This is a genomic window from Gordonia oryzae (assembly GCF_003797185.1).
Lineage (GTDB): Bacteria > Actinomycetota > Actinomycetes > Mycobacteriales > Mycobacteriaceae > Gordonia > Gordonia oryzae.
Map to the genome: position 1 here is coordinate 19,659 of NZ_RKMH01000010.1, position 12,424 is coordinate 32,082.

Annotated in this window: 11 protein-coding genes; 8 read left to right on the plus strand and 3 right to left on the minus strand. The window is 68.6% G+C overall.

Translation table 11 applies throughout. The annotated features are described in order from the left end of the window. Positions 1-5 precede the first annotated feature (5 nt). Positions 6-596: a TetR/AcrR family transcriptional regulator gene (locus EF294_RS13765; RefSeq protein ID WP_123931001.1), complete on the minus strand. Its 591-nt coding sequence runs from the start codon at positions 594-596 to the stop codon at positions 6-8. Positions 597-689: 93 nt separating this feature from the next. On the opposite strand from EF294_RS13765, the gene EF294_RS13770 reads away from it, so the two are divergent. Further along, positions 690-1,277: a GNAT family N-acetyltransferase gene (locus tag EF294_RS13770; protein WP_123931004.1), complete on the plus strand. Its 588-nt coding sequence runs from the start codon at positions 690-692 to the stop codon at positions 1,275-1,277. Here the strand turns inward: EF294_RS13770 and EF294_RS13775 are convergent. Continuing rightward, complete coding sequence (locus EF294_RS13775; protein ID WP_123931007.1) at positions 1,215-2,210, minus strand: DMT family transporter; 996 nt, start codon at positions 2,208-2,210, stop codon at positions 1,215-1,217. The two genes, EF294_RS13770 and EF294_RS13775, sit on opposite strands and share 63 nt — an antisense overlap. A 75-nt stretch (positions 2,211-2,285) precedes the next feature. Here EF294_RS13775 and EF294_RS13780 point away from each other — a divergent pair, with 75 nt between their 5' ends. After that, a complete protein-coding gene (locus EF294_RS13780; protein WP_246007855.1) occupies positions 2,286-3,239 on the plus strand; it encodes a LysR family transcriptional regulator in 954 nt (317 codons plus the stop codon). 13 nt (positions 3,240-3,252) lie between these two features. Here EF294_RS13780 and fgd read toward each other — a convergent pair whose 3' ends face one another. Further along, on the minus strand, positions 3,253-4,275 hold the full coding sequence (gene fgd, locus EF294_RS13785; RefSeq protein ID WP_123931013.1) for a glucose-6-phosphate dehydrogenase (coenzyme-F420): 1,023 nt from the start codon (positions 4,273-4,275) through the stop codon (positions 3,253-3,255). Positions 4,276-4,487: 212 nt separating this feature from the next. On the opposite strand from fgd, the gene EF294_RS13790 reads away from it, so the two are divergent. The 6 genes from EF294_RS13790 to EF294_RS13815 are packed head-to-tail and all read left to right on the plus strand — an operon-like array spanning position 4,488 to position 12,295. Further along, entirely contained in the window at positions 4,488-5,540 is a 1,053-nt protein-coding gene (locus EF294_RS13790; RefSeq protein WP_246007856.1) for a FecCD family ABC transporter permease, read from the plus strand. Continuing rightward, positions 5,537-6,595, plus strand: a complete 1,059-nt coding sequence (locus tag EF294_RS13795) for a FecCD family ABC transporter permease (RefSeq protein WP_123931020.1) — start codon at positions 5,537-5,539, stop codon at positions 6,593-6,595. Before EF294_RS13790 ends, EF294_RS13795 begins: the two co-directional genes overlap by 4 nt. Continuing rightward, a complete protein-coding gene (locus EF294_RS13800; RefSeq protein WP_123931023.1) occupies positions 6,592-7,440 on the plus strand; it encodes an ABC transporter ATP-binding protein in 849 nt (282 codons plus the stop codon). Before EF294_RS13795 ends, EF294_RS13800 begins: the two co-directional genes overlap by 4 nt. Continuing rightward, a complete protein-coding gene (locus tag EF294_RS13805) occupies positions 7,437-9,269 on the plus strand; it encodes an ABC transporter ATP-binding protein (protein ID WP_123931026.1) in 1,833 nt (610 codons plus the stop codon). Before EF294_RS13800 ends, EF294_RS13805 begins: the two co-directional genes overlap by 4 nt. Then, positions 9,266-10,915, plus strand: a complete 1,650-nt coding sequence (locus tag EF294_RS13810; protein WP_123931030.1) for an ABC transporter transmembrane domain-containing protein — start codon at positions 9,266-9,268, stop codon at positions 10,913-10,915. Before EF294_RS13805 ends, EF294_RS13810 begins: the two co-directional genes overlap by 4 nt. Positions 10,916-10,945: 30 nt before the next feature. Then, entirely contained in the window at positions 10,946-12,295 is a 1,350-nt protein-coding gene (locus tag EF294_RS13815; RefSeq protein ID WP_123931033.1) for a lysine N(6)-hydroxylase/L-ornithine N(5)-oxygenase family protein, read from the plus strand. Positions 12,296-12,424: the final 129 nt, after the last annotated feature.

Sequence of the window (12,424 nt, forward strand, 5' to 3'; positions counted from 1 at the left end):
CGCCCTCAGTCGGCCGGCCGATCGGTGGGAGGAGCAGCGTCGGGCGCATCGCTGACGATGGCGCGCACCACCAGGTCGGCGATCTGCTCATCGGACAACGAGCTGTCGGGCACGAGCATCACCGAATAGATCGTGCGCACCAAGAATTCGGCTGCCCCCCGCGCGTCGGGCATCAGGTGTTGACCGATCTCGGGCGCCATGTCGGGTAGGGCTTCATCGACGATCCGTGCGACCAGGGAGGCGCTCTCGGAGTCGCGGGTGCTGATCAACGCCCGCACGATCTCCTCGGGTTCGTGGCGCAGCACGTACTGCAAGGCCTCATGCTCGCGAATGTAGGGCAGCACGTGTCGGATCTGGGCGCGCACCTTGCCTGCGGCGTCGGGTTCGGTCGCCGCCCACTCGCGCAACTGCACGCGCAACTGGGCGACCTCGCGGTCGACAATCGCGGCGACCAGCGCGTCGCGGCCACCGAACATGCGGTAGGCGGTCGCCCGCGCAACCCCGGCGTGCCGGGCCACCGAGGTCAGACTCAGTGTCTTCGCGCCGAAGCGCGACACGAGCCCAACTCCCACCTCCACCATCCGATCGCGATCCACCTGAAGAACTTATCGAAGACCCCGCGTCGATGTGGAGCGCCCGCATCAGTGAGAATCGCCTCGTCATACACGTACCGACCACCGGGGGCCGCCATGCACATCCGCGACGCCAAACCCGACGACGCCGCCGGCATCACCGCCATTTACAACCACGCCGTCGAGCACACCACCGCGATCTGGAACGAAAAGCTCGTCGACACCGACAACCGCCGCGAGTGGCTCGCCGGGCGGCAAGCCGACGGTTTCCCCGTACTCGTCGCCGTGGAAGGCGTCGCCGTGGAAGGCGTCGCCGTGGAGGACATCACCGTGAAGGGTCTCCCCGAGGACACCAGAACTCCGGCGGCAGAACATGTCCTGGGCTTTGCGACCTACGGTCCGTACCGCCCGCACGACGGCTACCGCCACACCGTCGAACACTCGGTCTATGTCCGCGAGGGACAGCAGGGACGCGGTATCGGCAGTCTGTTGATGGATGCGCTGATCACCCGCGCCCGCGAGAATCGGGTACATGTGATCGTCGCCGGTATCGACGCCGCCAACACCGGGTCGATCCGGCTGCACGAACGGCTCGGTTTCTCCCGGGTGGGGTTGCTCACCGAGGTCGGGACGAAGTTCGGGTCATGGCTTGACCTCGCATTCCTCCAGCTCACGCTCGACGATCGGGCGCCCGCCGACGACTGATCGCCCGCCGCCGGGCACCTTGATGAGGCCGCGGGTGAGTGCCACCCCGAACAGGCACAGCACTCCGCCGACGATGCGCAGTGGTGTCGGGATCTCCGAGAGCAGCAGCCACGATGCGACGATGACCAGGGCCGGAACGACGAGGGTGGTCGCGGCCATCGCGCCGGCGTCGGTGCGCGAGAGGGCATACGCCCAGGTGGTGAACGCGATCGCGGTGGGTCCGACGCCGAGGAACACCATCGCGGCGAGGTCGGCGGCCGAGGCCGAGGCGACCTCACCGATCGCGGCGGGCACGAACGGCAGGGTGACCACCAGACCGGCGACCGCGCCCCAGAAGGTCGCGGTCAGGGCGTCGACGGTGGCCAGCGCCACCTTCTGCAACAGCACGCCGGTGGCGTAGAGGACCGCGGCGAGCAGACCCAGCCCGACGCCGAGCCAGTCGGCGTGCGCTCCCCCGCCGCCGAACGTGATGAGTACGACGCCGGCGAAGGCGATGGCGATCCCGACGCTCAACTGGGTGGAGAACCCTTCGCCGAGAAAGAGTCCCGCGAAGACCGCGACGAGGATCGGGGCGAAGTTCACCAGCAGCGAGGCGGTCCCGGCGTCGATGTGGCGTTCGGCCCAGTTGAGCACCACGCTGTAGACGCCGAACCAGGCCACCCCGTAGGCCAGCACGAGTACCAGGGCCCGGCCGCGCGGCGGGCGGAACGCCGAGCGTCGAGCGCCTCGTCGGGTCTTCATGCCGGCGATGGCGACGATCACCGCGAGGGCGGCCACCGCGACGGCCAACCGCCCGAGCGCGAGCACGCCGGGCGAGAATGCGTGCCCGGCCGAACGGATCGCGATGAACGACAGTGCCCACAGCGTGACCGTGGTCAGTGCGGCCAGCGCCGGGAGATTCAGGGTGCGCGATCCGAGGGTCATGTGTCTCATCGTCGACCATTGGAGACTTCAGCACAATTTCATATTTCTACACACACCCATCAGTGTGACTGTATGTTCTTGAGCATGATCGACCCCCACCGCCTCCGCATCTTCCGCGCCGTGGTCGCCGAGGGGTCGATCGGCGGCGCCGCGGCGGCGCTCGGTTACACCCCGTCGGCGGTCAGTCAGCACATCGCCGGGCTGCAGCGCGAGACCGGACTCGCGCTGATCGAGCGGGTAGGGCGGGGAATCGTCCCGACCGATGCCGGCACGACGCTGGCCGCCGAGTCCTCGGTGGTCTTCGACAGCCTCTCGCGCCTCGACGTCCTGGTCGACGATCTGCGACACGGCAACGCCGGCACCCTGCGCGTCGCCTACTTCGCCTCGGCGGGTGCGGCATGGATGCCGGAGATCATCGCCACCATCGGCCGCGAGTTCCCGGACACCAGACTCGATCTGCGGCTGATCGAGCTGGCCGATCCCGAGGCGGGCGCACCCGACATCGAGATCTATGTGGAGAGCCCGGAGAGCGCCCTGGGCCGAGCACCGATCGTCACCCCGGTTGCCGGCTTCGACTCCGTACCGCTGGTGACCGAGGACTATCTGGTGGTCGTCGGTGAAGCCTCGGCGTACGCCGATCGCGACCAGGTGACCCTGCGCGAACTCGCCGACGACGCCTGGATCGACAACGACGTGGCACGCGGACCGTGTCGTGAGGGCGTGCTGAGAGCTTGTACCGCAGCAGGTTTCACTCCGAACTTCCGTGTCGAGACGCACGACTACGGCACCGCCATGCGCTTCGTCGCCGCCGGCGTCGGACTGACCGTGGTGCCGGCACTGGCGGTGATCGACCTTCCGGCGGGCGTGCGCACTGTCACGATCGCCGAACCCACCCCGCGGCGAGCGCTGGCGTTACGCCGCCATCACCGGGCTCGGCAGAATCCGGTGGCCCAGCGCGTCATCACCCTGCTCTACGAACAGGTGCACCGCACGCACGGGATGGCGGAGCCATCGTCATTGGCGCCCACCGACGCCTGACAAGCCGCGAAAATTATTCGGCAACAGTCAGTTTGCGCAACCGCGGCGCGAGATCCTTCTCGAAGTTCGCCAGGAACCGCCGCTGATCGTGACCGGGCGCGTGGAACACCAGGTGGTTGAGGCCGGCGTCGGTGTAGAACGCGACCTTCTCGACGGCCTCATCGGGGTCGGAGGCGACGATCCAGCGCTTGGCGACCTGCTCGATCGGCAGTTCGTCGGCCAACCGCTCCATCTCCGTCGACGAGTTGACGCTGTGCTTCTGTTCGGCGGTCAGCGACAGTGGGGCCCAGAATCGGCAGTTCTCCAGCGCCAGTTGCGGATCGGGATCGTAGGAGATCTTGATCTCGATCATCCGGTCGATCGTGGTGAAGTCGCGCTCGGCCTTCTCCGCACCCTCCTTGACCGCCGGGATCAGCTTCTCGGTGTAGAGTTCGGCACCCTTGCCCGACGTGCAGATGAACCCGTCGCCTGCCCGTCCTGCGTACCGCGCGACGACCGGCCCGCCGGCCGCCACATACACCGGAATCGGTTGTTCGGGAACGTCATACATGTAGGCGCCCTGGGTGTGGTAGTAGTCGCCGTCGAAGTCGACCTGGTCACCGGACCAGAGTTGGCGCATCAGCGCGATGGCCTCGCGCAGTCGCGCGAAGCGTTCTTTGAACTCCGGCCACTCCCCCTGGAAACCGGTCGCGTACTCGTTGAGCGCCTCACCGGTGCCCACACCGAGCATGATGCGCCCCGGGTACATACAGCCCATCGAGGCGAAGGCCTGGGCGATGACCGACGGGTTATAGCGGAACGTCGGCGTCATCACCGAGGTACCGATCTGCACCCGCTTGGTGCGTTCGCCGACCGCGGCCATCCACGCCAGCGAGAACGGCGCATGCCCACCGTTGTGGCGCCACGGCTGGAAGTGGTCGCTCACCGCGACCGAGTCCATCCCGTGCTCCTCGGCGGCAACCGCGATCTCCACCAGCTCTCGGGGATCGAACTGCTCCGCCGACGCCTTCAGTCCGAGCTTGAGTTCCTGTGCCATGCCTCCACCTCACTGCCGGCCACATCGGCGGCCACGAACCGAACGAACACTCAGTGTTCCAACCTACTCATGGAATCGATCGTCTGTCAGTGCAGCCTCCGCCACCGGCGGACAGGGACCACCGGCGGCGGAGGGACTTAGGTAAGGCTTCATATAGACTCGCTGCGGATCCGGCGAAAGCGGCACCGAGTGCACCGGGAGAGGTGGTGACGATGACGGCAACGGCGGCAGTACCCCCGTCGACACCCCCATCGACGACGACCGCAACCCGGCGCCGTGTGCTCACCGTGTCGGTCGCGGTCGTCCTGATGCTGGTGGGCGCGGTGCTGTCGATGTGGATCGGCACCCGCTGGACCGAACCGGCCCAGGTGATCGACGCCCTGACCGCGGGGCGGGGCCATGGCGGCGACATCGGGATCATCGTGTGGGATCAGCGAATTCCCCGCACACTGATGGCCCTCGCGGTCGGTGCGGCGATCGCCCTGTCCGGTGCGCTCGTGCAGGGCCTGACCGGCAACCCGCTCGGCGATCCGGGAGTCCTCGGCATCTCCGGCGGCGCCGCATTCTTCTCCGTGCTCGCGGTCTTCCTCTTCGGCCTGCAGAGCGTGTCGGCCTACGTGTGGTTCGCCGTCGCCGGCGCGATCATCGCGGCCGCCCTGGTCTTCGGGGTGGCTTCCCTCGGCGGCGGAGGCGCCAACCCGCTGTCACTGATCCTCGCCGGTGCGGCGTGCTCGGCATTCTTCATCGCCGGGACGACGGCGGTGATCCTGAACGATCAGGCCAGCCTCAACCAGTACCGCTTCTGGAGTGCCGGCTCGCTGGTGGAACGCGACCTCGGCATCCTCGCCGGTGTCGCGCCGCTGATGATCGTCGGCGTGGTCGTGGCCCTGGCATGCGGCCCGTCGCTCAACGTGCTCGCCGCAGGTCCGGAACTGGCCACCGCCCTCGGCGTCCGGGTCGGAATGATCCGCGGCGCATGCTTTCTCGCCCTGACCCTGCTGGCCGCCGCGGGCACCGCGGCAGCCGGACCGATCGCCTTCCTCGGGCTGGTGGTGCCGCATATCGTGCGGCATTTCACCGGACCCGACCATCGCTGGCTACTCGTGGCGTGTATGCCCGCCGGTGCCGCGCTGATGCTCGTCGCCGACGTCATCGGCCGGGTGGTCATGCGTCCCGCCGAGGTCCAGGTCGGGGTGATCCTCGCGTTCATCGGCGTGCCGGTCTACATCTATCTGGTCCGTCGCCGCCGGATGGTGCAGACATGACGGCCACTCTTCCCCGCCCCGACGAACTCGTCTGGCCGCTACCGCGCATGCGTATCAAGCGCCGAGGGGTGCTGCTGACGCTGCTGCTGGCGGCGATCGTGGTCATCGCCGCCCTCGTCGAATTGGCGTCGGGACCCTATTTCATCCCGCTGGCCGACGTGGCGCAGGTCGTGGTCGGCGGCGGCGATCGCATCGACCGGGTGACGGTGCTCGACTGGCGGATGCCGCGGGTGCTGGTCGGTCTCGGCGTGGGTGTGGCGCTAGGTGCGGCCGGTGCGATCACGCAGTCACTGGCCCGGAATCCGTTGGCCAGCCCCGATTTGCTGGGCGTCTCGATGGGCGCCTCGGCGGCCGCCGTCACCATGCTCGTGCTACTGCCCGCGGGCCTGCTGATCGGCGGGGTCACCATCGGAACACTCGGGGCCGCGTTCCTCGGCGGCATCCTGGTGTCCGTCGTCATCACCGCGCTGGCCTACCGGGGCGGGCTGGAATCGATGCGGTTGGTGCTCATCGGGGTGGGGGTCAATGCCCTGGCCACCGCCGTCATCTCGCTGATGCTGGTGCAGTCGCGTCTGGCCCAGGCCGCCGACGTCGTGTCGTGGCTGACCGGCTCGCTGGAGGCCCGCACCTGGGGACAGGTCGTCCCGCTGTGGATCACCATCGGCGTCGGGATGTCGTTGATCGCATTGGCGGCGTTCGACTTTCGGGTCACCCATCTCGGCGACGCCGTCTCCCGCGCGCTCGGTGTACCGATCCGCACCACCCTGTTGTTGCTGTGGATCCCGGCTGTGGTGATGACCGCGGCGACGGTCGCCGCAGCCGGCCCCATCACCTTCGTCGCGCTGGCCGCACCGCAATTGGCCCGGCTCCTCTATCGCAGCCCCACCCCGCCGGTGATCGGCAGTGCACTGGTCGCGGCGGCGCTCGTTCTCTACGCCGATCTCCTCGCGCGTTACGCCCTGGGATCGGCTCCGGTCGGCATCGTGACCTCCGCCCTCGGTGCGCCGTTCCTGCTCATCCTGCTCATCCGCGTGAATCGAAAGGTGACCGTATGAGTGCGCCCCCCACCGAGGCCCTGGCCGCCCGCGGCATCAGCGTCGGCTACCGCGGCACGCCGGTGATCACCGACCTGGACCTGACCATCCCCCGTGGCCGGCTGACCTGCATCATCGGCCCCAACGGCTGCGGCAAATCGACACTACTCAAAGCACTGTCGAGGCTGATCCCCATCTCGTCGGGACGGGTGGAGATCGACGGGCGGGCGCTCGGCGATCTGTCCACGCGGGAACTCGCCACCGCGATGGCGGTACTGCCGCAGAGTCCGATCGCGCCGGAGGGCATCCTGGTGGCCGACCTCGTCGCCCTCGGCCGCCATCCCCACCAGAGCTGGTTGCGCCAGTGGTCGGCGGGCGACGGCGATGTGGTGCACGCGGCTCTCGCCCAGACCGGGGTGGCCGACCTCGCCGACCGCACCGTCGATTCGCTCTCCGGCGGCCAGCGGCAGCGGGTCTGGATCGCAATGGTGCTCGCACAACAGACCGACACCCTGCTGCTCGACGAGCCGACCACGTTCCTGGACCTGTCCCGCAGCCTCGAGGTCCTCGACCTCATCGACGTCCTGCACACCGAACAGCGGCGGACGGTGGTGATGGTGCTGCACGATCTGGCGCTGGCCTGCCGCTACAGCGACGAGTTGGTCGTGATGCGCGACGGCGCGGTGATCACCCAGGGAGCACCGCAGGAGGTGATCACCGAAGAGATGCTGTGGGAGGTGTTCGGTCTGCGTAGCCGCGTCATCGCCGATCCGGTGTCGTCGCGGCCGCTGGTGGTACCCGTCGGCGAACGGTGTACCGACATCGTGCCGGGTGGCCGCTCGAAATCACGGGGCCGCACCGTATGACGCAGGCGAAGCCGGAGCACCACGAGTCCGACGCATCCACCCTGCTGCCGATCGCGACGCCGCGTGAGGTGCTCACCTACCTCGGCGCCGAGCTGCGTCGGCATCTGCCGCTGAGCATCGGGGTGGTGCTCACCTCGGTCATCGGCGCAGGTGCCTCGCTGGTCGCGGTGCTCGCGCTCGGCTCGATCGTCGACGCGGTCCGGGCGGGCAACGACCGCGGAATCCTCATCGGCATCGCGATCGCGGTGGTGATCGCCGCGGTGGTGACCGCCGTGTTCACCGCGCTGTCGGAAACGTTGCTCGCCACCCTGATCGCGCGCCTGCTGGCCACCATGCGCGAACGGGTGGTGGCCGCGGTGCTGTGCCTGCCGGTCACCCGGATCGAACGGGCCGGCCACGGGGATGCGCTGTCGCGGGTCGGCGCCGACATCGCGGTTCTCGTCGCGGGCTCGCGCACCGCGATCCCCGCGATCTTGCGCTCGTCGGTGCTCATCGTCGTCTCGGTGGCGGGCTTGTTCTCCCTCGACTGGCGGTTGGCGCTGGCCGGCCTCGGCGCCGCACCGGCCTATGTCGCGGCCATGCGCTGGTATCTGCCCCGGTCCTCGCCGAAGTATCGTGAGCTCCGCACCGCCGAGGCCGATCACATCGACCGCCTCGTCGGAGGTATCGACGGGCTGACAACGGTACGTGCCTACGGTCTCGAGGCCGTCACCCGCGACCGGATCGACTCCTCGGCCCGCTCGGTACGCGACATCTCCGTCTCGGTGTTCGGGGTACTCGAACGGTTCGTCTCGCGCGAGAATCGTGCCGAATTCGTCGGCCTCTCACTGATCATCGTCGTCGGATGGCTGCTGCTGCGCGCAGGTGACGTCAGCCTCGGCCAGGTGGCCGCGGCCACCCTGCTCTTTCATCGGCTCTTCAATCCGATCGGCGCCATCCTGACCTTCTTCGACGAGGCACAGCGGTCGGGGGCGGCGATGACCCGGGTCGTCGGGGTGATCGACACCCTCGCTCCGGAAACCCGGCCGCATCTGCCACCCGCCGAGCCGGGGCCGGTGGAGATCGTGGTCCGCGGGCTGCGACACCACTATCACGCGAACGGCGCCCCGGCCGTCGACGACGTCGATCTGACGATCCCGGCAGGCACGAGTCTCGCGCTGGTCGGCGCCTCCGGTGCCGGCAAGACGACCATCGCCTCGCTGACCGCCGGGGTGCTCACCCCGATCGGCGCGCCACCGGACGCGATCCGCTACAACGATGTACCGATCTCTGGTCTCGGCGAGGACCGGATCCGTGCGTTCGCAAGCGTGGCAACGCAGGAGACCCATGTGTTCGCCGGAACCCTCGCCGACGATCTGCGTCTGGCCCGACCGGACGCCAACGACGCACAGCTGTGGTCGGCGCTGGCCGAGGTGGGTGCCGATCACTGGGTCCGCGAACTCGACGAGGCCCTCGATACCCGTATCGGCTCCGGCGGCCTCACGCTCGACCCGATGCGCGCCCAGCAGATCGCGCTGGCACGGCTGTTGTTGCGGGACACCCCGGTGGTCGTTCTCGACGAGTCGACCGCGGAGGCCGGCTCTCGCAGCGCGGCGCGTCTCGAGGCCGCGGCGGCGGCCGTCACCCGCGGGCGCACCGCGTTGATCGTGGCCCACCGCCTCAGCCAGTCGGCGGCGGCCGATGCCGTCGCAGTCATCGACGGCGGCCGGGTGGTGGAATACGGCACCCACCGAGAACTCCTCGACGCCGACGGGCGGTACGCCGCGCTGTGGCGCGTGTGGTCGAGCGCGACCGAGCACGACGGGATTCGAGAGGACGGCGCCCGATGAGCCGGACACCCGACCATGCCGCGGTGGCCCTGCTGCGCGACGCTGTCCGACGCAATCGCGGCGCGGTGGCGGTGGGCTCGGTACTGCTGTGCGTGTACCAGGCAGCCGAGGCGGCGGTGCCGGTGCTCCTCGGTGTCATCATCGATCGAGCGATGACCTCGGACAGCTGGTGGGCACCGGTGATCTCGATCGCGGCCCTCGGTGCGGTCATCGCATGCGTGTCGGTGTCGTGGCGCACCGCCTACCGTGGGCTGCAGCGCGCCAATGCCGGACACGTGCGTCACCTGCGGGCGATGTTGTCCGCCAAGGTGATCACCGCGCGGGACAACGATTCACCACTGTCGCGCGACGAGTACGTCACGGTGATCGCCGAGGACACCGCACAGGCCTCCGACATCACCGAGGTGATCCCGGTGACCATCTCCTCGGCGGTCGGTGTGCTGGCCGGTGCCGTGGTGCTGACGGTGATCGATCCCCTGCTGGGCAGCGTCGCCCTGATCAGTACGGTGCTCCTGCTGGCCATACTGAACCTGTTGTCGCGCAGGGTCACCCACCGAACCGAGGAGCAACAGGAGTTCATCGCCCGGGCCACCGGAGCGGTCGTGGATCTGTTGCGCGGACTACGGCCGCTGAGCGGCTTCGCCGGGCGCGGCCCGGCATACGACCGCTACCGCACACTGTCGGCCACCACGCGCGGCCACGCCGAACGCCTGGCCCGAATCTCCGGCGTGTACGAGGGCATCTCCGCCGGTGCCGCAGCCCTTCTCGTCGGCGTGGTCGGCACGCTGGCCGGCGTCCGCGCATTCTCCGGAGACATCTCCATCGGCGATCTGGTCGCGGTGGCCGGACTCAGCCAATTCATCGCCGAACCCCTCGGTCAGCTCAGCCGGATGCCTCGATTCGCTGCGCTGGCACGGGGTTCGGCCCGCCGGGTGGTGCTGCTGGGATCCGGGCGCACCGGCGAGGGGGGCGAGTCGGTGACCACCCCGGCGCCGTCGGACACGGTCCACCGCAGTACGCATCCCGACCTCCTCGTGCGGGTGGACACCACCGAGATCGCCGTGACCGCAGGCGCCCTGGTGGCGGTCGACTGCACCAGCGACCAAGCAGCACGGGTGGCCACCGCTCTCGCGGCGGGGCCCGATGCGCCCCCCGAGGCACCATCGATCTCGGTGCGCGGCACCGAGATCGGTGATCTCGACGCGGCCGGTCTCCGGCGGGTGGTGCTCGCCGATGCGCGGCACCCGGCGATCTTCGGCGGCCGCCTGGGCGCGGTCGTCCACCCCGACGGGACGCACTACGAGCCCGGTTCGGAGCCGGCGGACATCCTCACCGAGTTGGGTCTCGACGAGTTGGTCGACGACACCGCCGCGCTCCTGGATCATCCGGTCGCCGACCGCGGGAGCAACCTCTCCGGCGGACAACGCCAGCGGGTGGCACTGGCCCGCGCGCTCCATGCGAATCCGGACATCCTTGTGCTGGTGGATCCGACCTCCGCGGTAGACGCGGTGACCTCGGCAATCACCGCCGACACGGTCCGCCGACGCCGGCAGGGAAAGACCACTCTCGTCCTCGCCGCGAGTCCCGCGTTTCTCCGGTTGGCCGACAATGTCGTATATTTGGAGGACAAACAAAGGCTAGGCTAACCAAATCATAGGTGGGTGATAGTGAAGCCGATGACCACAACTCGCGACGTGGTGGGCGTGGGGTTCGGCCCGGGAAACCTCGGGCTCGCGATCGCCATGAGCGAATACGACGACGCAGACCAGAACTCTCCACCGCTCGACGCGGTGTTCCTCGAACGTCGCCACACGTTCGGCTGGCACCCCGGCATGCTCCTGCCCGGGACCAACATGCAGATCTCGTTCCTCAAGGACCTTGTCACCCAACGGAATCCGCGCAGCCGATTCACCTTCGTCAACTATCTGGTGGAGAAGGACAGGCTGACCGGCTTCATCAACCGGCAGACCTTCACCCCCGAACGGGTCGAATTCGCCGACTACCTGTCCTGGGTCGCCGACCACGTCGCCGCCGATGTCCGCTACGGCCGCACCGTGATCGGGATCGAACAGGTCGGTCCCCACGACGCCGACGCCCCGGCGGGAGCACGCTTTCGCGTGGTGACCACACTGGACGACGGCTCGGTCGAGACATACTTCTCGCGCACCGTCGTCGTCGCGCTCGGCCTGCGAGAACGGTTGCCGGAGTGGGCCGATCGCCCCGAGCTCACCGAGAGCGGCCGGGTCTTCCACAACCACCGCTTCCTCGACCATCTCGACGCCCTGCGGGCCGACATCGCCGGATCGGAATTCCTGGTCGTCGGCGGTGGGCAATCGGCCGCCGAGGCCATCGACCACCTCTACACCCGGGGCGCAGTCGTCACCTCCACCTTCCACGGCTATGGCTTCGCCCCCGCCGACGACAGCCCGTTCGCCAACCAGGTGTTCGACCCCTCCGCGGTGGACGATTTCTACGCCGCATCCGAGGATGTCCGTGCCGACCTGCTCAATCGGCATCGCTACACCAATTACTCCTGTGTGGAGCCGCAATTGCTGACCACCCTGCACGATCACCACTACCGCGAGTCGGTGACCGGCCAGAACCGACTGCACCTGCGCCGATCGACCGCGGTGACCTCGGCGTCGGTCACCGATCGGGGTCGTGTGCAGGTGGAGTTGTTCGACCGCATTCATCGCACCCGCGACACCATCACCGTCGATGCCGTCGTCTGCGCCACCGGATTCACCTCACCCGGCGTCGAGGGCATCAGCACCATCGGCGACACGTGCGTCGTGGGCCGCGACCACCAGGCGATCGTCGACGGCACCCGCATCGCCGGACTCTTCGTCCAGGGAGCCACCCAGGGCACCCACGGTCTCGGGGCCACCCTGCTGTCCAACATCGCCATCCGGGCCGGCGAACTGCGCTCGGCCATCATTTCCGAACTGGCACAGCCGGAACAGGCCGAAGCGGATTTGGCGGCGTCGGGACGGAGTGGGCCGCATCGCTCCCATCCGGGCATGTGACCTCACCCCACCATCCCGGCTCGATATCACCCGGTCCGACTCCACAGGGTCCCCACCATCACGGGCCTATCCGCCGGCAGTGCATGAACGTGTCTCTCGCATGCCGCCGGCGCCACAGAGAGGTTGACG

Excerpts from the sequence above, each read along its gene's own strand:
- EF294_RS13770 (WP_123931004.1), top strand. The coding sequence starts at position 690 with ATGCACATCCGCGACGCCAAACCCGACGACGCCGCCGGCATCACCGCC.
- EF294_RS13775 (WP_123931007.1), bottom strand. The coding sequence starts at position 2,210 with ATGAGACACATGACCCTCGGATCGCGCACCCTGAATCTCCCGGCGCTG.
- EF294_RS13780 (WP_246007855.1), top strand. The coding sequence starts at position 2,286 with ATGATCGACCCCCACCGCCTCCGCATCTTCCGCGCCGTGGTCGCCGAG.
- fgd (WP_123931013.1), bottom strand. The coding sequence starts at position 4,275 with ATGGCACAGGAACTCAAGCTCGGACTGAAGGCGTCGGCGGAGCAGTTC.
- EF294_RS13790 (WP_246007856.1), top strand. The coding sequence starts at position 4,488 with ATGACGGCAACGGCGGCAGTACCCCCGTCGACACCCCCATCGACGACG.
- EF294_RS13795 (WP_123931020.1), top strand. The coding sequence starts at position 5,537 with ATGACGGCCACTCTTCCCCGCCCCGACGAACTCGTCTGGCCGCTACCG.
- EF294_RS13800 (WP_123931023.1), top strand. The coding sequence starts at position 6,592 with ATGAGTGCGCCCCCCACCGAGGCCCTGGCCGCCCGCGGCATCAGCGTC.
- EF294_RS13805 (WP_123931026.1), top strand. The coding sequence starts at position 7,437 with ATGACGCAGGCGAAGCCGGAGCACCACGAGTCCGACGCATCCACCCTG.
- EF294_RS13810 (WP_123931030.1), top strand. The coding sequence starts at position 9,266 with ATGAGCCGGACACCCGACCATGCCGCGGTGGCCCTGCTGCGCGACGCT.
- EF294_RS13815 (WP_123931033.1), top strand. The coding sequence starts at position 10,946 with ATGACCACAACTCGCGACGTGGTGGGCGTGGGGTTCGGCCCGGGAAAC.